The 20601-nt window shown below is 53.8% G+C and carries 15 protein-coding genes and 1 tRNA gene; 8 read left to right on the forward strand and 8 right to left on the reverse strand.

Annotated elements, in window-relative coordinates:
• Positions 1-3 precede the first annotated feature (3 nt).
• The 4 genes from IT781_RS12575 (at position 4) to IT781_RS12590 (ending at position 4534) form a co-directional block, all read left to right on the forward strand.
• Positions 4-519 (forward strand): TlpA disulfide reductase family protein, encoded by a 516-nt coding sequence (locus IT781_RS12575; RefSeq protein WP_194970511.1) that lies wholly within the window; start codon positions 4-6, stop codon positions 517-519.
• A gap of 168 nt (positions 520-687) precedes the next feature.
• The gene (locus IT781_RS12580; RefSeq protein ID WP_194970512.1) at positions 688-903 is read left to right on the forward strand and encodes a DUF4266 domain-containing protein; all 216 of its coding nucleotides are present in this window, start codon (positions 688-690) and stop codon (positions 901-903) included.
• The gene (locus tag IT781_RS12585; RefSeq protein ID WP_370526994.1) at positions 890-3598 is read left to right on the forward strand and encodes a DUF3570 domain-containing protein; all 2709 of its coding nucleotides are present in this window, start codon (positions 890-892) and stop codon (positions 3596-3598) included. Before IT781_RS12580 ends, IT781_RS12585 begins: the two co-directional genes overlap by 14 nt.
• Positions 3599-3625: 27 nt before the next feature.
• Complete coding sequence (locus IT781_RS12590) at positions 3626-4534, forward strand: FAD:protein FMN transferase (protein ID WP_194970513.1); 909 nt, start codon at positions 3626-3628, stop codon at positions 4532-4534.
• Between the two features lie 58 nt (positions 4535-4592).
• On the opposite strand, the gene IT781_RS12595 is transcribed toward IT781_RS12590, so the two are convergent.
• The 8 genes from IT781_RS12595 to IT781_RS12630 form a co-directional block, all read right to left on the reverse strand.
• Entirely contained in the window at positions 4593-5555 is a 963-nt protein-coding gene (locus IT781_RS12595) for a glycosyltransferase family 2 protein (RefSeq protein ID WP_194970514.1), read from the reverse strand.
• Positions 5556-5559: 4 nt separating this feature from the next.
• Positions 5560-8484: a glycosyltransferase gene (locus IT781_RS12600; RefSeq protein WP_194970515.1), complete on the reverse strand. Its 2925-nt coding sequence runs from the start codon at positions 8482-8484 to the stop codon at positions 5560-5562.
• Between the two features lie 47 nt (positions 8485-8531).
• Positions 8532-9311 carry a PIG-L deacetylase family protein gene (locus IT781_RS12605; RefSeq protein WP_194970516.1) on the reverse strand — a complete coding sequence of 260 codons (780 nt, stop codon included), beginning with the start codon at positions 9309-9311 and terminating at the stop codon, positions 8532-8534.
• Positions 9292-10446 (reverse strand): glycosyltransferase family 4 protein, encoded by a 1155-nt coding sequence (locus IT781_RS12610; protein WP_194970517.1) that lies wholly within the window; start codon positions 10444-10446, stop codon positions 9292-9294. The genes IT781_RS12605 and IT781_RS12610 overlap by 20 nt, the downstream gene beginning before the upstream one ends.
• 74 nt (positions 10447-10520) lie before the next feature.
• A complete protein-coding gene (locus tag IT781_RS12615; RefSeq protein ID WP_194970518.1) occupies positions 10521-12596 on the reverse strand; it encodes a GNAT family N-acetyltransferase in 2076 nt (691 codons plus the stop codon).
• A 12-nt stretch (positions 12597-12608) separates the two neighbouring features.
• Positions 12609-13835: an ABC transporter ATP-binding protein gene (locus IT781_RS12620; RefSeq protein WP_194970519.1), complete on the reverse strand. Its 1227-nt coding sequence runs from the start codon at positions 13833-13835 to the stop codon at positions 12609-12611.
• 286 nt (positions 13836-14121) lie between these two features.
• Positions 14122-15000 carry a tetratricopeptide repeat protein gene (locus IT781_RS12625; RefSeq protein ID WP_194970520.1) on the reverse strand — a complete coding sequence of 293 codons (879 nt, stop codon included), beginning with the start codon at positions 14998-15000 and terminating at the stop codon, positions 14122-14124.
• Between the two features lie 389 nt (positions 15001-15389).
• Positions 15390-15476, reverse strand: a tRNA-Leu gene (locus tag IT781_RS12630).
• 223 nt (positions 15477-15699) lie between these two features.
• Here IT781_RS12630 and IT781_RS12635 point away from each other — a divergent pair.
• The 4 genes from IT781_RS12635 (at position 15700) to ftsH (ending at position 20225) form a co-directional block, all read left to right on the forward strand.
• Entirely contained in the window at positions 15700-16374 is a 675-nt protein-coding gene (locus IT781_RS12635) for a DUF3047 domain-containing protein (RefSeq protein WP_228779126.1), read from the forward strand.
• A 5-nt stretch (positions 16375-16379) separates the two neighbouring features.
• Positions 16380-17342 carry an arsenosugar biosynthesis radical SAM (seleno)protein ArsS gene (gene arsS, locus IT781_RS12640; protein ID WP_194970521.1) on the forward strand — a complete coding sequence of 321 codons (963 nt, stop codon included), beginning with the start codon at positions 16380-16382 and terminating at the stop codon, positions 17340-17342.
• A 165-nt stretch (positions 17343-17507) separates the two neighbouring features.
• Positions 17508-18206, forward strand: a complete 699-nt coding sequence (locus IT781_RS12645) for a hypothetical protein (protein WP_194970522.1) — start codon at positions 17508-17510, stop codon at positions 18204-18206.
• A 123-nt stretch (positions 18207-18329) separates the two neighbouring features.
• Positions 18330-20225 (forward strand): ATP-dependent zinc metalloprotease FtsH, encoded by a 1896-nt coding sequence (gene ftsH, locus IT781_RS12650; RefSeq protein WP_194970523.1) that lies wholly within the window; start codon positions 18330-18332, stop codon positions 20223-20225.
• Positions 20226-20601: the final 376 nt, after the last annotated feature.

Below are 20601 nucleotides of genomic sequence, written 5' to 3' on the forward strand. Positions count from 1 at the left end.
CAGATGAACCAGCGGATATTCACCTTACTCTGCGCCATGCTGGCGCTCGGTCCAGTTCAAAAGGCAATCGCGGCCGAAGCCGGCAACAAGGCGCCTGACTGCACCTTAGCATCGATCGGCGACGGTAAAAGTTACAGCTTGCAGCAATTTCAAGGCAAGGTCCTTTACATCGATTTCTGGGCCTCCTGGTGCCCGCCCTGCCTGAAATCCTTTCCTTTTCTGAATGAACTGGAACAGGACCTCAAAGATCGAGGACTGCAGGTCATAGCCATCAATATGGACGAGTCGGCCGAAGATGCCAAGGCGTTTCTGGCTAAAACCCCGGCACAGTTCATTGTAGCGGCCGATTCAAACGAGCAGTGCGCCAGGAGCTTCGATGTCAAGGCCATGCCCTCCTCCTACCTGATCGACCGCAACGGCGTCATTCGTCATGTCCAGTTGGGTTTCCGGCAAGGAGAAGCCGAGGAGCTTCGAAAACTGGCAGAACAGTTGCTGGCGGAAAGCTCAGAGAAGAAATAACGAAGATAGCTACCAATAAACTGCCTTCATTGCGGGCCGCTCTATCGTCTTCTATGTCCTCGGGTATTGTGGTATAGCTGAATATAAACTCTGACTGTGTTTTATGAACTGGCGGCAGTGCGGTTTGTACAGTTTGATCAGCTGTACCGATCTGATGAGAAACAATAAATGAAAATAATAAAACAAGCGCTACTTCTCGTCGCATGCGCCAGCGTGTCGGGCTGTGCGCAAGTGGCGCCGTGGGAGCGCGGCAATCTGGCGAAACCGCACATGGCGCTGGATCCCACTCCCTTGCAAAGCGCATTCCGGGCACATATCTACGGCAGCCGTGAGGCCGCATCAGGCAGCGGCTCCGCTGAGGGAGGCGGCTGTGGCTGTTATTAAACCCAGATCAGCCAGGAACATGTGCAAAAAACAGCGCAAGCCGTCATCACCCATAAACGCTTCGTTACAGGCACTGACCGCCGCGGCCCTGGCCTTGCCGGGCCTGATGCCCGCATCAGCCAACGCCGCCGAGGAAGAAGCCAGCTTTCAATACGGCCACTACCAGGAAGGCAGGCGTGATCTTGCCGGCGTGAACAGCCGCTTCAATCCTATCGAGGTGGACACCATTCAAGGCAGCGGCAAAATCAAACTGTCCGACCGGATCAAGTTCGCATTCGACTACATCCAGGACACCTGGAGCGGCGCCACGCCTGTCGCGACCGCGCCGCTGTCTTTCGGCGGCAATAGAGAAGGCGGCATAATTGCCGGAGCAACGCCCTTTCTGCAAAACAACACGGTCTACTTTGACAGGCAACTGAATCCGCTCAAACGGGATCCATCAACCGGCCAGTTCACAAAAGACACACAATTAGTTCATACGCTTTCCACCGCCTCGCCGGAAACCCGCAAGCAGGGAAACTTCAAGCTGGGTTATGAATGGGATGAGGCGGCGCTGGACGTGGGCGGCGGCATTTCCACAGAGAGAGACTATGAATCTCGGTTCGGCAGCCTGGCAGGACGTCTGGACTTCAACCAGAAGCGGACCAGCCTGAATCTGGGGTTGAGCTACACCAACAGCGACACCGACGCCATACTCGATCACGATGCCACGCCCTATATCTACGATACAGCCGCGGGTTTGCGCGCCTACAACAGCACCTCCACCAACAGCCAGATCGAACTCGAAGGCGGCAACAAAGTTCTGACCGGCAACCGGCAGGACTGGGCCACGACGCTCGGCTTGACCCAGGTGCTGAACAAGAATGCCCTGATTGAGACCGGCGTAGGTTACACGCGCAGCACCGGCTATTTGGCCAATCCTTATAAAGCTGTGGAAACCGCTTTCATCAATCCCGGACAAACGGGCGATGTATTGAGCGGGCTCTCCATCGGCCTGCTGGAAAAACGCCCCGATGAGCGCGACCAATTGACCGCCAACATGCGTTATGTTCAGTACATTGAAGGCCTGGACGCGGCGGTGCACTTCGATTACCGCTTTTTTCACGACGACTGGGGAATCAACGCCCACACTTTCGAAGCCGACTGGAGCCAGCCACTGGGCAACGGCTGGACTGTTACGCCCAGGATACGCTATTACTCGCAGGACGCCGCCGACTTCTATACGCCTTACCTGGTCTCCCAGCAGGCCTACAGCCGGCCCGCCGTCGACGCGAACGGCAACAGGATTCTGCTGAACGCCAATGCGCCGAACACTGGGCTGGAGTATGTTTACGATGCCGGCAGCGGCAATTACGTCGACCAGAACGGCGGGCGGATTCCTGAATCCCAGTTTAACCCGATACCCAAGACCGCCTATTTTGATCCTAAAAAGCTGCCCGCCCATTACAGCAGCGACCAGCGCCTGTCGGGCTATGGCGCTTTGAGCGGCGGCATCACCGTCAGCAAGCAATTCACCAAAGGCGTCAGCCTTGAGGCAGGCGCCGAATACTATACGCACGCCGGCTCACTGAAACTAGACGGCGGCGGCGAAGGCGCCTATGCAGACTTCGATTTTTATATGGTCAACGCGGCGCTGAAAGTGGATCTGTCGGCGCTTTCCCTGTCCGGCGGCGAACATGCCCACCATCATCACGGCCACCACGGCGGCCACGCGCCGGCCGGCGTCATGTTCGACCACATGCTGAGCAAATCCGGCGACTTCATGGTTGGCTACCGCTACATGTACGGCACGCAGGCCGGCACCATGCTGCATGGCTCAAGCGAAATCAGCGACCCGACCATCGTCAGCAACGGCTGCGAAGGCAATCCCTGTTTTCTTGCCCCCAGCGGCATGAACATGCATATGCACATGCTTGACCTCATGTATGCACCGACCGACTGGCTGAATCTGATGCTCATGCCGCAGTTCGTCGCCATGGATATGACCATGCGCAGGCTGGACGGAGCGCCTGCACCTTCTACCGAGACCCAGCGCGAGCTCATCACGCATCACACCCTGCATCAAAGCGAGACAGGCGGCGTCGGCGATACGGGCCTGTATGCGATGTTCAAACTCTTCGACAGGCCCAACCATCACCTGCATGCGACCCTGGGTCTCAGCGCGCCGACTGGCGACGTCGGCATCAGGCTCAGGGACACCCATCGCATAGAAGCCGGCTTTATCCATTACGGCATGCAGCTAGGCAGCGGCACCTGGGATTTCAAGCCGAGCCTCACTTACACGGGCCAGATGGACAAGTGGTCCTGGGGCGCACAACTTAGCGGCACCAAACGCCTTGAGGACAAGAATGATTCCGGCTTCGCGTTCGGCGACATCTTCCAGTCCACGGCCTGGGGCAGCTACAGCCTGCTGAACTGGCTCTCGGCATCGGTGCGCGGTGTCTACACCATTCAAGGATCGATCCGGGGCCAATACAATGGCGTATTCAATCCGCTGGGGCCGATGGATTCCCCTTCCAGTCATGGCGGGCGGTACTGGGATGTCGGCTTCGGCCTCAACGCCGTCGTGCCCAGCGGCAGTCTTGCCGGCAACCGGCTCGGCGTCGAATGGCTCCAGCCTGTGCATGATGACGTCAACGGCTATCAGCTGCCGCGCGATGGCGCGCTATCCGCCACCTGGAGCTATGCATTCTAATCCGGGTTATCGAGCGCCTTGGCTAGCATGAAATTTCATCACTGCACATTCAAGGCCATGGGCACGCCATGCGACATCCAGCTCTACGCCAAAACGCAGGCAGAGGCCGAAGAGGTTGCGGACACGGCCATCGCCGATGTCCACCGGCTGGAAGCGCGTTATTCCCGTTACCGGGATGACAGTTTTCTGTCCGCGATCAACCGCGCGGCAGCCGCGGGCGGCCGCATTAAGGTCGACGAAGAGACGGCCGGACTGCTGAATTATGCGGCGACCTGCCATGACCAGAGCGACGGCCTGTTCGACATCACCTCCGGCATTCTGCGCCGCGCCTGGCGCTTTGATCAGGACAGCCTGCCGGGCCCGGCGCAGATTCAGGAACTGCTCGAAAAAGTGGGCTGGCGCAAGCTGCGCTGGACACCTCCGGTGCTCGAATTCCCGATAGCGGGCATGGAGATCGATTTCGGCGGTATCGTCAAGGAGTATGCGGTCGACCGTGCGGCGGCGCTATGCCAGGGCGCCGGCATCCGGCATGGCGTAATCAACCTGGGCGGCGACATCAAAGTCATCGGCCCTCGCGCCGACGGCAGCCCGTGGCGCATCGGCATACGCGACCCTCGGTGCAAGGAAGCTGTCATGCAGACGCTCTTATTGCGGGAAGGCGCGTTGGCCAGCAGCGGCGATTACGAGCGCTGCCTCATGGTGGATGGCGTTCGCTACGGCCATATACTCAATCCCAAGACCGGCTGGCCGGTGCGCCACTTGACCGCCGTCAGCGTGGTTGCCGATTTCTGCGTCGTCGCCGGCAGCGCCTCGACTATCGCCATGCTCAAGGAAGAGGATGGGCCTGCCTGGCTGGATAGCTTGGGCCTGCCGCATTTGTGGGTGGATGCGCAGGGCAAATCCGGCGGATCGATTGAGATAAGCAACGACCTCTGAACAGCTTGAACAGCAGACTTTTATCGGCTGGATGACTATCAGGCCTTGGCAGTAAAGCTCAGTATTTTTTCGCCAACCAGAGCCTTTTATCCAAACTATGCCAAATAGCCATCACCGAAGCCCTGCGGTTGGACTGAATCTCACGCCGTTTACGCCACATTTTCGGGATGCCTTTCAGCGAATCCCGCTTGGCCCTCACTATCACCTTGCCTTTCCCATGTATTGAAAAATAAATAATACTGGCAAGATTTAAAAATACATGAACCGGCAGCAAAATCCAAAATAAGCTTCCCGGCATGTTTTTTATATAGGTCCAAACCAGATTCCGGTGGCCGTGATAGACAGAAAAATCACTATGCTGCCCGCCTGTGCTTGCAGACCCGGCATGATACACGACAGCATCAGGCACATACATCGCGCTGTATCCCGCCAACCTTAAACGGAAACCCAGGTCGACATCTTCGACATAACAGAAAAAGTCCTCATCAAACCCGCCTGTATTCACGAGCGCCTCACGGCGATAAAGCGCTGCGCAGGCGCAAGGAGAGAAAATCATGTCCGGAACAGCATCGGCAGCGCGCTCAGTGCGCCCATAACCGTTACGCCACACCAGGCCGGATACATGATAAACATCCCCCAGCCCATCAATTACCTTCGGAAAACGTTGATTCATTTGGCGCGAGCCAAAAGCGGCAACGCCAGGACAGGCTTGAGCAGCATTGACCAAGTTCATCAGCCAGTCCTTGCCGGGCGAGGCATCCGGGTTCAACAAAGCCACGAATTCGGTGTCACATTCGCTCAATGCGCGATTGTTTGCCGCCGCAAAACCGAGATTATCGCCTAGAAAACGAACCGTTATTCCAGGCATTTGCCGGGCGCGCTGAGCGGAACCATCAGTGCTGCCGTTGTCCATCAGTAAAACCTGGGCGGGCGGATAGGACTGCTGTGCCAGGGATGCCAGACACTCATCCAATAAAGTGCCTCCGTTCCAGTTGACAATGATGACGGTAACTTCGCCCATGCGGTTATGACACCTCCATTGACTGCGCCGCTGATTCCCGTCCAGGGCGAGATACCGTTAAGCCTTTCTGCGTTCTTGGCGGCCAGGCCAAGCTGAAATCCTCAAAGTCTAACGTCAAGTTGGGGCTGTAGGCAGGATCGTTTAACAGAAGATTTCCCCAGCGCTGCTTCATATACTGAATCTCTCTGGCGAAGCGCGCCCGTTTTTCAGGCGTGTCCTCGTAGCCGCGTGTTGCAGACTCATGATGAAATAACTCCGCATAAGGAGTCCAGACATTACGATAGCCCGCTTTTCGTACACGCAAGCAGAAATCCACGTCATTGAAAGCAATCTGCAGATTCGTCTCGTTAAATCCTCCAACTTCCTCATAGATAGCCTTGCGAATCACCAGGCAGGCAGCGGTTACAGCCGAAAAAGACTGCATGAGATTTGCGCGCCCGAAATAACCATATTGGTGACGCAGCAGATGCTTATGAGCATGGGATGCCACCCCGCCCACACCTAAAATTACGCCCCCATGCTGAAGAGTATTATCAGGATACCAGAGCTTTGCGCCTACGCTCCCCACATCAGCTTGTAACGCATAGCTGACCATTTCCGACAACCAATCCGGCGAGATGACTTCGAGATCATTATTGAGCAATCCCACAATCTCACCCTGTGCCAGTTTCACGGCGGCGTTATTAAGTGCTGAATAATTGAAAGGACGGTCATCGCGCACCACCTTTATCTTTGTCCCCGCTTCAGCTTGCAATTCATCGAAATAGCGAAGCGTTGCGGGATCATCCGAGCCGTTGTCAACGATCAGGATTTCATAATTCAAATAGGTGGTTTTTTTTCTAATACTTTCTACACATTGCCGGATCAGCTGCAGTCCATTTCTAGTGGGAATAATCAGGCTAACCATAGGCAATGAGTCTGGCAAAGCGTAGCGCACCCGGTACATCCCAAAATCCAGCGGACTAGCTGTAGCATTAATGCCTTGCCGTTGGAAGTGTTCATTCAAGGCCCTTTCTCCTGCAAGCAAAGCATAGGGTTTGGCATTTATGGATTGTGCCGCGCTTTCAGCATGCTTACGCCAGTGATAGAGCACTCGGGGAATATGGTGAATCTGCTTCGGTTGGATTCGCTCAATGCAGCGGAGGGCAAGATCATAGTCCTGCGAGCCTTCCATTCCCTTTCTGAATCCGCCGATTGAATTCAAAAGACCGGTCCGATAGACGCCGAGATGCGAAATCATGTTTTGCGAATAAAACAAATCTACGTTCCAGTCGCATTTAAAATAAGGATCAAATCTTTTGCCGACTTCATCTAGCTTGTCCTCATCCGAATAAATCAGATGCGCATCGGGATTTTGATTGATAGCATCAGCCACCCAGAACAAAGCATGTTCGCTCAGGAGATCATCATGATCCAACAAAGCCACCCATTCTCCGCTAGCCAGTGCAAGCGCACTGTTGGACGCTTCAGAAATATGGCCATTGATTTCGCGGAATGCAACCTTGATGCGAAGATCCTCACTCGCATACCGCTCCAGTACGGAACGAATCGCTTTATCGGTGGAAGCATCATCGGCGATGCACAATTCCCAATGCGGATAGATTTGCTTGCGGACCGATTCTATGGCCTCAATCAGCCATTCCGGTTTAGGGTTATAAGTAGGCATCACTACGGAAATCAAAGGCTGATGAGCAAATTCGGCGATGGATGCATTCATGGTGGCGCGTGTATCATCGGTGAGCGTATCGTAACGTCGAATCCATTCCGCATAATCGTTACGATCAAATCCACCGGAACCCCAAGCCGGAGAAATCTGCTGCGATAAAGCGACAATCCTGAACCCATGCCTGATCCCGGTCAGTCCCTCATGGCGGTATAGATGCATTGCTTTATTGAGCGTGCTTCTTACCCCTCCGCCACGCCGGATAGCCGGCCCAATCAACTCTGCGGCGCGTCGGCCTCGCTTCAGTTGGTGGGAAACGACACGCAACGGCTGTGTAATTCTCCAACTTGTCGTGTTATACAATGCAGCAATATGTGCGTCACGCCCGGCAACCGCCGCATCGCGTTCGGCAACTACCGCATCACGCTCAGCAACCGCCGCATCACGCGCGGCGATGGCTGCATCGCGCTCGGCGATGGCCGCATTCAATTGTGCCTTATGCTCCCGCACATGCGCCATGATATCCAACAAATCTTCACGCTTCCATGCCTTGCGCCACTTTTCAAACAAATCCGCGCTGGCCTGTTGCGCGACCGCAGCATCCGGCCTGACGCCCTGCCCGTACGGCCCCCCAATTCGATAATAAGCGCTAAAGTGCGCTACAAAAATGAAATCACCGAAAGCCGCGGCCTGCAGCCAAAAATCCCAATCCTCATACAAATCAACCGACTCATCCATCCGGCACCCGGCATCCACAATCGACCGTGAAAACAATGCCGAATGGATTGGAAGGTAATTTCCGGCCAGTAATAGCGTTCGATCAAATGGCTGGCAAAAATGGCTGCCGCAGGGCTCCTTTTGTTCATTGACGCCCATCACACAGCTGTAAGCGACTTTTTTGTCCGGATTCCGTATCAGAGCATCCATCAGCATGGCTATATGCTCCGGCATGAACCAGTCATCATCGTCAAGAAAGATCAAATAGTCTCCAGCGGCATTGCTCAAGCCGATATTGGCGGCAAGGCTTCTCCGCAGCATGCTTCCTGTATTCACCACGCGCAACGGAAAATGTCCGCACCATTCGCCGAGCTCAGCATGTCCTTCGCCTTTCGCATTCACCACAATCACTTCGATATTGGGATAGGCCTGCTGGGCAACTGAATCCAGCGCTTCCGATAAAGTGGGCCTGTCCGTGCTGCGGATAATAACAGTCACCAATGGCAAATTCTCGCCCCTGTCCATGGAAAAATCGTTGTTTTTTTGCATAGTTATAGATTATTTGGAATGATTTGAACAAAACGCGGCCGCACCGATCATGGCTTCAGCAGTTTTTCAACATAAGTTCGCAAGGTAAGCAGTCTTTCCGGCATGCCGCGCCAAATGCCATCCTTTTCAGCCTCGACAAAAGCCTCCGCGAATCCGGATTGCCCGTTTCCGGCCAGATAAAGCCCCCGATAGGCGGCCAGGCCCATACTGGCGGAGAGATAATCGCAATGCGCGAGCGGCAGTTCATACCGGGAAAGCGCCGATCGCTTAAGCTCGGCCACGCTGCTGATATCGACTATCCAAGTGGCAGGAAGCGGGCTCCAGATTTCGTAGAAAAAAGCCCTGGCAGTTCCCTGCCAGCTGCGCCAGCAGGCGCATATCGCCTGACCGGCTGCGACATGATCGCGGTGATAATCGAGCATCGAAGGCATAAACAGCCAGTCCGGCTGAAACTGATCCAGCATTGCCATGATTTTCCGCTCGAACTCGGGCGTATTGCGAAAATGACCGTCGGGTTCATCGAGAAACACAATGTCCCCGATGCCGAGCACTGCCAGAGCCGCTATCGCTTCCTTTTTGCGGACAGCTACGGTGCCTTCGGGCAAGCTCCCGGCCCCGCCGCCGTCGGTGACAAAAACCACTTTGATTTCGCAGCCCCTTTGCCGAAGCAATGCCAGAGTCCCGCCGCATCCTATGGTTTCATCGTCCTGATGCGGGGCGAAAACCAGTACCCTGCCGTTTTCGGGCAACGCTAATACTTTCGGCAACGGACACGGCCTCAGCCTGGCTATCCGGGCTTGCCGCCATCTATTGATAAATTTTTTCATAATCATTTGCGATTTCCGCAATGTCCGGCCACGCACTGGCTCTTGCCAAGCCTTTCTGCGCGATTGACTGTCTCAACGCTTTATCGTCCAGCAAGCGCTGCATAGCATCCGTCAGCGCTTCCAGCTCTGGCGGAACCAGCTGCGCACCGTCGCCGACCACTTCCGGCACACCGCCCACCGCCGTGCATAACACCGCCAATCCGGCCGCCATGGCTTCAAACGTGGCAAGCCCGAAAGACTCGGAAGCGGAAGTACTGACATATAAATCGGCTGCACATAAGTACAGGCCAACGTCATCAGTAGCGGCGAATTGAATAGCTCGCGCAAGTCCCTGCTGCCGGCCCATCGCCAGAAGGCTGCCGTACTCGCCTTCCCCCAGGATCACCAGCTGAACATCAGCCTGTTTTTCCAGCCTGGCACAAGCGTGGATCAGCATGGGAAACTGCTTGACCGGCGCAATGCGCCCTACTCCTAGCACATACAGTACATCATCCTGCCAGCCTAACTGCCGCCGCGCTTCTTCGCGGCTGTAGCGGTTCAATGTTGGCCGTGCATGATAGATATGCCGCCATGTCGATGGAACAGGGGCAATATCGAGGCTGAGCATCACCTGTTCCATGGCTTTGCGCGTCGGCGATACGACCCAGGATGCGGCCCGCAATGTGCGCGCCTCCCAGCGCCGCATCCAGTGCATCACACGCGGTCCCATCCGGACGCCATCTGCGCAAATGGCATCCGTATAGCAGCCAAAGCCGTGCTCGGTCACGCCCCAGCGGACATTAAGCCTTGGATAGAAATGCGAAAAGAAGCTGAATCCTGCGGCAATGATAGGATCATGGCAATGCACATGGGTATGCCCATGCTTTGCCGCTATCTTGGCGGCAATCCGCCCCATGTTCCAACGCTCCAGAATCACATGAACTAGTGTTGAAAAATCGGTATCCTTATTAAACTGTGAAAGCAGACCGGATAACAGGCGATGAAGCCTTTGCTGCCATGCCGTAGCCCTTACGCCTAAATCGCTCTGACAGGCGTAATCGACCACGATGTTTCTTCGCTGAAATTCGTCGACTAAAGGCGCAAGGCTGCGCCCGAGTCCATAACGCCTGTCGGCTTGAGTTTCGCGGGTAACCATGAGGATTTTCAAGATTCAGTCCCCAATGGCTGCCGCGACATTATGGCGGCGAGAATGAAATACCGATTTTTTCGTCATCTGAAATCCGTATCGCCGCCCATCAGCCACCAGCGATCCATCACTTTATCGGCAGAAATGCCCGGCGTCCAACGGTTATAGGGAATGACGATTCCGGTCGGGACGATCTCGCCTGTATCTCCGGCCAATGCATGAGCGTGTTGCTTTGTGATCCAGGCATAAGTCCGAGGCTTGCCGAGATTCCAGGTCAGGCGGCGCAAGCAATGTGTCAACGTAGCCATGCGCTGTGGAGGAGCAATAATATCCAGCAGTTCCACAGCATCGTCCAGGACACGGATCACGATGATACCAATAGGGGTTTGTGTGAATCGGGAGGTAATCAGATAGAGTTGATAGGAGATAGTCGGATGCTGCATATAGCGGCGTTGCAAATAAGGCCAATCGCGCACCCCGACGACTTGATCCTGCAAGGCATCGGCCATCTCCAGCCACAGCCGATCAACTGCCGCGCTGTCATTGGTTGATAGCGGCCTAAGGCGCACGCGGTAGCTTGGGCGAGCTTGCAAGGCTGGCCAATTGATCTGCGGAAGTTCTCCCACTTTATCATATAGGCCTAGACGTAAGCCCAAGCGGAAAGGCCTTTCCGATGGAAAGCCAAATGCGAGCGGAAAGGTTTTTCCATGGCCGACAAAGCGTTCGAGAAAGCCCTTAGCGGCCAAGAAAAAAGGACCTTGGCGCGTGAGTATTCCTCGCTCCTCTGGAAGAACCATCACATCGCCGATTTGCACCGCAGTTGCCGGTGAACCGAATAAATGAACAGATCGAGGCATTGCTCCATAGAAAGCGATTGCACGGCCATTATGACGTACTAACGCTCCCAATGTATCAAAGGCATGATACTTCCAGCGCCAAAGTTCGGGATTCATCTGATATCCAAAAGCGGCCCGGAACAAATCTAATAGCTCAGCTTCGTTGGCTTGATGCGCCCAATCTAAATGCAAGATTCTATTTGCGCTCCTAACCTGTTTTGGGGCTAACAATTCCAAGCCCGATTTCGAAATCGATTTTGGTATTTCCCAGGTGAAGTAACTCCACTGTCCATTTGGGTGCGATACTCTTGCCCAGTAGCGCCCAGCACCCAGCAGGCTCCAGACTGACGATGGGATGCTATGAGGGGCAACGGTACTGCTATGATAAGCGGCAGGGATTAACAGAGGATTAGTACTGAGTTCGAGCAGCCAGTTTCCGCTTTGCCGGGTTGGCAGATCAAAGATTGGCGCGGTTGTACAAATGCCAATGTCGTGAAACTTACCGGCTTTTGGCTGAAGTAATTGTTCAAAATTCTGACGCAGCCTATCCATCAGCCAAAAATTTGTAAAATGCTTGCGCATGTAGCGCAAACGCGATTCCACGGTGTATTGCGATTTTATAGGATCGTGCCTCCATTGATGCACCACCTTGGCTTCTGGATCCAGCATCAACTCAAAACCAGCCTTGGTTAAGCGGCGGCAGAGATCTGTATCTTCATAATACATAAAAAAGGCAGGGTCAAAGAGCCCGCCAATGGCATCGATAGCGGAGCGGCGCAGAAACATGTGCCCTCCTGATAACATGCGCTGGCGTACTGGTAAGGAAGCATATAGGCAGCACAGCGCATATGTCCTAAAGCGCATTGAGAGCCAGCGTCCAAAAGCTGGAAATCGGAGTCCAAGCGCAAGCATCCATTCCCAGGCCGGAGTTTGCATTTGGCCAGGCGGCAATAAAAAAGTCCCAGCTTCATCCCATTGAGCCAGCGGCGATAAGGCGCCGATTTTTGGATGACGCTGTAGAGTACCAACCAGTTGTTGCAGGCAATTGGGTAGAATGAAGGCATCGGGATTAAGCAGCAATATCCACTCGCCTGCAGCCTGTTCAAACGCCAGGTTACAGGCGCGTCCAAATCCCAGGTTTATCGGGGCAACCACTAATTCGGCTCTGCTGGGCAGAATCTTGCGCAAATTCTCGGCTTCGATCTGATCATTACTGTTATCGACGACAATAACCTGAGCCGAGGGATCGTCAGCTAACACGCTATGCGCTGCGTGAGCAGTCAGTGTGTGGCAAAAGTAATTAACGATTAAGACGGATATCATGGCAGTAGGAGTTTAGTCGATAGCCTGCGTATGCCAGTGATGCGCTAAATTCACCAGGCCTGGCTCCGGCAAGGAATCTTCAATGTACAGAGTGGCTGCGGCTTGCACACTGTCATAGATATGTATGGCATCCTCGCAGCCAAGATAGACGTGCACGTAATATTCTCCTTTGCGCAAAGGTAGAGAGGGGAAGTCAATAGTCGCTTCGCCTCTGCCACGCTTGCCCCGTTCGATCAGCACGTTTTCGGAGCGACTTACCACACTGGTCAAGGTCACCAGTGAGCCGTAATTAAGGTACACGCCGAGAGTGGGTGCGGGCAGTTGAGGATCGGATTCAAATTGTAAGCGAATGGATAGATCGTTTTCGCCGGCACGGCCTCGCAGCACTCGATCCGTCGTACCGCCTAGCCTGACTTCTACATGAGTAAAGCGAGCATAGCCTCGTGGTGCCGAGGCCAATTGTGGGCTTTCCATCATCGGCGTAGCAAACTTGACATCCTCGCCGTCAAGTAAAAAGACACTATAACGCTGCACCACATCCTGCGGCTCACCCATCTGCATGAGCTCGCCTTGATTTAGCCACAACACTCTGTCGCAAAAAGCTTCCACCTGATACAAGGAATGCGAACAGAATAATATAGTCTTGCCCGCTTTCTTCATAGTACGAATACGGTCGAAGGATTTGCGGGCAAAAGCGCCGTCGCCAACCGACAAGGCCTCGTCTACGACCAGAATATCGGGGTCGACGCTGGTGGCCACCGCAAAGGCTAGCCGCACGTACATGCCGCTGGAGTAAGTCTTGACGGGCTGGTCAATAAAATCGCGGATGCCGGAAAAATCGATGATCTCCTCCAGGCGATCCTGAATTTCCTTTTGCGACAGGCCCAGGATAGTGGCGCTCATGAATATATTCTCGCGCCCGGTGAATTCCGGATTGAAACCGGCGCCCAGCTCCAGAAGCGCCGCCACGCGCCCTCTGACTGAAACCTCACCGGTAGTCGGCGTCAACGTGCCGCAGATCATTTGCAGCAGCGTGGACTTGCCCGAGCCATTACGGCCGATGATGCCCACCACTTCGCCTGGCATCACGTCGAAACTGATGTCCTGCAGGGCTGAGAATTCCCGAAAATACTGGCGTTTGCCGCGGAACAACAGCTGCTTCAGGCGATCGCTTGGCCGCGCATAGAGCTGATAACGCTTGCCCAGATTTTTGACGCTAATAGCCGGATCAGAGGACATTGGCCAATCCTTTGCGTTTATTCTCAAATGCAGACGGACTTATCCGGCCAATAACGATAAATAGGAAACGGGAGGTTGTCGGTCGTACTGCCATCATTCGGATATCATGCCGTTATCGATTTCTTCATCAATTAGCCATGATAATTGAAGACTCATAGGTAGCTCAACAGCCACTAAATTAGCTGGATTTATATAACGCGGGGAACTCATCAGCCTGCTTTGCCTAAAATGTCGATCCCGAATTATAGCAAAAAAGAATCAAAAAGCTGGGCAGTAACCCAAACTCTTAATGCTCTCTCATCCATTCCGACGCCAGTCTCTGGGCTTCGCTTATTTGTGCGGGTGTCATTTTCTCAGCCACGATATCCCGGTTTCTTTGCGCCGGCTCATCACCGTTGGCACCGGCGATATTAAAAAACATATGGGCTTTAACATAATCCTGAGGAACGCCTTCGCCGCTGAAATACATATTGCCCAGATTAAACAGCGCATCAACGTTCCCTTGCTCCGCCGCTTTTGTATACCACATGATGGCCTGCGCGTAATCCTGTTGCCTGCCTTGTCCGTTGGCATACATGGTGCCTAAATTGAATTGCGCACCGCTATTCCCTTGTTCCGCCGCTTTCAGATACCATTCGATGGCCTGAGAGTAATTTTGGGGAGTGCCCTGCCCGTTGGCATACATGTTGCCCAAATTGAACTGTGCGCCGGCATTGCCTTGCTCGGCCGATTTGACATACCAGTTGTAAGCCTGCGCATAATCCTGCGGCGTACCTTGTCCATTGGCATACAGGGTGCCCAAATTTAACTGCGCCTCGGCGAGATTTTGTTCCGCCGCTTTGGTATACCACTTCAGTGCTTGAACGTAATCCTGATCCGCACCGTGACCTTCGGCGTACAGCAAGCCTAAATTGAACTGTGCGCTGGCGTTATTCTGTTGCGCGGCTTTGATGTACCATTTGAGCGCTTGAACGAAATCCTGATCGGTGCCCTGCCCATTGTCATACATAATACCGACATTAAACTGCGCGTCGCTGTTCCCTTGCTCTGCCTCTTTCTTGCAGGCGATAAAATTGGCCCGATCATCCTTGTTTTCGTCATAACATTCCCCCCAGACATTGATGGAGAATAATGCCAAAAGCAATGCTAGCAATGTTTTCTTCATCGTTTAAACATCATAGTGAGTCTAAGCATCAGTGGATTTCTACCTAAATTGGATTGGCAAAAGCTGTTAATCGTATTTATCAAAATGACGGGCAGATATCCGATTAAAGCACCTGCGCCAAATCTCATCATGCTTTATGTCCCACTATTCGTCATCAGTTCTAGGTAAAGAATAAGGTTAGGCAAATATTGTCTAACAAGCTCCCTGAGCGCATTTTTCAGGGCATGTCTGGAATTTGTGGAGAAATATTTAACCTGAAGCCAAACAAAATCTGATTACCAAGCTTGAATTAGACGAAAAACCACATTCATTCATTCAAAACTAATCGCATTAATTGTCGGACATAAAAAAAGAGCTGTACAGTACACTGCAAGCCCTTTATCTGATTATGGTGCCTCGGGCCGGAGTCGAACCGGCACGGTGTTACCACCGAGGGATTTTAAGTCCCTTGCGTCTACCAATTTCGCCACCGAGGCATCGATAACGATTGTGAAGCGCGTATTATATAGAAACAAAAAAAATAAACTAGCTCTGGATTGAATTTTTTTTATAGAAAGTTCAATTTTTTTAAAATTATGTTGTTGGAGGCGCTGCCGCATGACATTTTATGGGAATAGCTACAGCAGAGAACGTATATTGCGCATGCAGACGCATGATTTTTTCTTATGCCAATCGTTAATGCGCGGTATCGGATTACTTATGAAACTGCTACAAAGCATGTGCGGCGCCGGTAAACTTTCAGCCTGCCTGGCCTTGCTGTTCTCATCCCCTGCGGCGGCGCAAGATTATGAAAAGCTCATGGTCGGCGATTTTTCCGCCGGCTCGCTGGCGCAATGGCAAAGCAAGGCATTCAAAGGCCAAACTGAGTACCGGCTGGCTGAAACTGATGGAACGAAAGCCTTGAAAGCGGTCAGCGACGGCAGCGCTTCGGGGCTGTTCAAAGAGCAGCGCATCGATCTCCGGAAAACACCATTCATGAACTGGCGCTGGCGCATCGAGAACCGGCTCGGAAACATCAATGAACAGGAAAAATCCGGCGACGATTATGCCGCGCGTGTTTATGTCGTCATCAGCGGCGGTTTGGCGTTCTGGCGAACCAGAGCCATTAATTATGTCTGGGCAAGTACGTCGCCTAAGGGTAGAATCTGGCCCAATGCGTTTGCCGGCGACCATGCCGTCATGATCGCGCTCAGATCGGCCGATGATCGAACAGGCGTCTGGCATACCGAAAAACGCAATATCCTTGCCGACCTGAAACAACAGTTCGGCGAAGACATCCAATATATTGATGCCGTTGCCATCATGACCGATACCGACAATGCTCAGGGCAAAGCAACGGCCTATTACGGCGACATTTATTTCAGCAAAGAATGAACACCATGCACAAACCCTTACCGCACATGGAACAGACTGACTTTCCTGCCATTACCAGAAACACGCTGGAAATACTGCAGGTTAATCTGGGCTATCGATGCAACCTGAGTTGCACGCATTGCCATGTCAACGCCGGGCCCAAGCGCACCGAATCGATGGATAAGGCCACTATAGACCAGGTTCTGAACTTTATTGAAAAAGAAAACATCCGCACGCTCGACCTGACCGGCGGCGCGCCGGAGATGAATCCGCATTTCAAATATCTGGTCAAGCAGGTGCGGGCCATGAACGTTACCGTGATCGACCGCTGCAATCTGGTCATCCTGCAGGAATACGGTTTCGAAGACCTGGCCTTGTTTCTTGCCGACAACCAGGTTGTCATTACGGCTTCGCTGCCTTGCTACCTGCAGAATAATGTCGACAAACAACGCGGCAAAGGCACGTTCATGTCCAGCCTGGCGGCGCTGAAAAAACTGAACCGTTTCGGCTACGGCCAACCGGACAGCGGCCTTCAGCTCAATCTGGTCTATAACCCCCAAGATGCGAGCCTGCCGCCTGAACAGCAGTCGCTGGAACAGGCCTATAAAAAACACCTCAGCGAAGACTACGGCATCGTCTTCAACAAACTGTTCACCCTGACCAACATGCCCATCCAGCGCTTTGGCACTGCACTCGCCAGAAAAGGCCGGCTTAACAGTTACATGCAGCTGCTCAAGGATAGCTACCGCTCAGAAAACCTGGACAGCGTCATGTGCCGCAATACCTTGAGCGTAGACTGGCAAGGCTATGTCTACGATTGCGACTTCAACCAGATGCTGCAACTGCCGCTAGGCGCAAACCCGGACGGCAAAACCCGCCTGAGCGATTTAAACTGCCGCCCTCTGGCCGGCTCGCCCATTACCGTAGGCCAGCATTGTTACGGCTGCACAGCCGGGCAAGGCAGCAGCTGCGCCGGCGCGTTGAGCTAAGCCCTTTAGTCCAGGGTACGCATTGCGTACCCTGGACAAACGATAAACACACTATAACTGCGCAACATCAGCTTCTTATTGGTTTTTATTGTCTAATGCAGTGCAGAAACAAAATATCGACTTTGCCGGTTGAGCAAAGGCCCCATCCCTATTTAAGGAGGCAACATGAGCGACCACGAAGAAGAATTCAAACGGATAATCAGCACGATTGTCTATGATTATAAAACCGTTGCCACCTTGCCCTGCCTTGATCAATACGTAGGCACGGCCATTTATCAAGGTCCCGGACAGGGCTTTAGCTATGAAAACCCGCAAAATGAAAACAATTTCACCCAAAGGCTCGATCTGCCCGAGCACCTGAGCCAGTCAACCGGCCCGCGACTCATCATTGTTCTGGAAAGCCCGCACAAGGATGAGTTCAACAAGCTGACCAAAGCCCCTATCGGTCCCGCCAACGGCATTACCGGCGAAAACATCCGCGTTTTTCTGGCTTACGCAACCAAGAACCTCAATGTTCAGAACTTTTCCGCACAGCAGCCGTTCGACCTGATTCTGATGAATGCTGTCCAGCATCAGTGTTCGCTGGGCAAGCCGCCGCAAAAATACCGCACCGAAGTCTTTATGAAATGCTGGGACAATCCGGTCATCGGCAAGCGCCATTTCGTCAAACGGCTCCGCGACTGCCTGAAGGAGACCGAGGCTGTCGTGATCAACAGCTGCACTGCCTCGGTCAGAGATCCGGTCGATGAAGCCATCTCCGATGCCATAAAAGCCTCGAATTATTTCCGCCTGTGCCATCCGTCCAGCCCCTGGTGGTCGAGCGGCAAGTCCTGGCTGCCTAAAAAACGGAAAAAAACGTCCTAACCCTGATTGGCAAACTTCCGGCAAAAACCGAGGCTGGAATTAAATATGCCAATGCGCGTTCAAAAACGTGACATCAAGCGAAATATGCGCCATCCAACAAGCAATAATAACGGACCGGACGATATGGCAGACAAAAAGCCCGCAGACAAGATCTCGCGACCGCAAAGCCAGCCGCAACAGCCGGCCGGATGGCACTTTCTTTTGTGGCTCTTGGTAGTGCTGGTGTTTTCGTGGTATTGGGCCGGCCTCGGGCAAATCCAGCACTCATCAACGCTCTCTTATACGGACTTTAAAAGCAAGGTGCGCGCCGATGAAGTCGCGCAGGTGACATTGGAGGGCGATCAGGTCTATGGCATCTTACGCCAAAGCGGCACCGAGAGCGCGCCCAACAAACAACAGGCGCCTAACCGCTTCACAACTACGCTGCCGCCGATAGACGATCCGGAGCTCATCCCCTTGCTTGAAAAACACGGCGTGGAAATGATCGCCAAGTCCGAACAGGCTAATTGGTGGGGACGGGCCTTGATCGGCCTGCTTCCCTGGCTGTTGATCTTCGGCGTGTTCTGGTATTCCAGCCGCAGGATGCAGGAACGTATGGGTGCGGAAAATGGCATTTTCGGCTTCGGCAAATCCAAGGCCAAGCGCTTTCAGCAAGGGGAATCCCATGTAACGTTCGACGATGTCGCCGGCCTGGAGAACGCCAAGCGCGATTTGCAGGAAATCACCAGCTACCTCAAGAATCCGGAGCGCTACCGGAAGCTGGGCGCCAATATCCCCCGCGGCATTCTGCTCATGGGGCCGCCGGGCACAGGCAAGACCCTGCTGGCCAAAGCGGTGGCCGGCGAGGCCGAGGCGTCGTTCTTCAGCATCAGCGGCTCCGAATTTATCGAAATGTTCGTCGGCGTCGGCGCTTCCCGCGTGCGTGACATGTTCGAGAGCGCCAAAAAGGAAGCCCCGTCCATCATCTTTATCGATGAGATCGACTCGGTAGGCCGGGCGCGCGGCACCGGACTCGGCGGGGGACATGACGAACGGGAACAGACTCTGAACCAGATACTGGGCGAAATGGACGGCTTCGAGGCCCATGAAACGGTGGTCGTGCTGGCCGCCACGAACCGCCCCGATGTGCTCGACCCCGCGCTGCTTCGGCCCGGCCGCTTCGACCGCAAAATTACCCTGGATCTGCCGGACAAAAAGGCGCGCGTCCAGATTATGAAAATTCACACCAAAGCCGTGCCATTAGCAAAAAACGTGGATCTGACCCGGCTGGCGGCGCTCACGGCAGGGTTCTCCGGCGCGGATCTCGAAAACATGACTAACGAAGCCGCCTTAATGACCGGGCGTGAAGACAAGGAACAGGTCGATATGGCAACGCTACTGAATGCGCGGGACAAGGTCGTACTCGGCGGCATACGCGAAATGGTCATCGAAGACAAAGAGAAAAAACTGATCGCCTATCACGAGGCGGGGCATGCGGTGACAGCCTGCCTGCTGCCCAACACCGATCCCCTAGACAAAGTGACCATCATCCCGCGCGGGCAAGCCTTAGGCGCGACCGAACAGATTCCCGGCGAGGAACGGCACAATCTGTCGGAAAGTTACCTGCGCGACCGCATCGGCGTGATGCTGGGCGGCCGGGTTTCCGAAAAGCTGATTTTCGGCGAATTCAGCTCCGGCGCCGAGGAAGACCTCAAGCAGGCTACCCGACTGGCCCGTCACATGGTGTCGCATTGGGGCATGAGCGAGAAGATCGGCCCGGTCGCATTCCGCCGGGGCGAGGAACATATTTTTCTGGGCCGGGAAATGACCCAGCAGAAGGATTTCAGCGAACATACCGCGCAGATCATCGATGATGAGATCCATGCGCTGATCAGCGACATTGAAGAAAAGGTGTCAGAGTTGCTGAAAACGCATCGCCCACAACTGGAGGCACTGGCCGGGGCTCTGCTGGAGAAAGAAACCCTGGAGGCCGCCGAGATTCAGGCCATCATTGAAGCAAAGACCCAAGCGATTCAATAAAGACGGGCAACCGCGGCGGGAGCGATGCCCACATCGCGACTTGCCGGGCGATTTTAAATCGCGATGTAGGCATCGCTTCCACGGGACGGCAATTGGGGCCAGAAAGAGCCTTAACCTGAAGAAATATCGGAAGTTATTTTTTAGCGAATCCTTAATTTGCAACTAAAAGCCCTGATGTTATTGAGTCCCCGTTTCTAAGCAACATCAAGCTGTTCCCCTGCTTCATGCGATACCTAGATGCCGGCAGCCATTCTTCATCCATAAAACAAGCACCCGCTCCTCGATCAATTATGCTTAAATCCACCAGCCCAAATAAAAACAGACTTGCATAACCCCCCTCGCCTTCCCTATAGTGCACAGCTTTTCCGTATTATTC

The organism is Methylobacter sp. BlB1 (assembly GCF_015476545.1).
In the GTDB taxonomy this organism is placed as follows: Bacteria; Pseudomonadota; Gammaproteobacteria; order Methylococcales; family Methylomonadaceae; genus Methylobacter.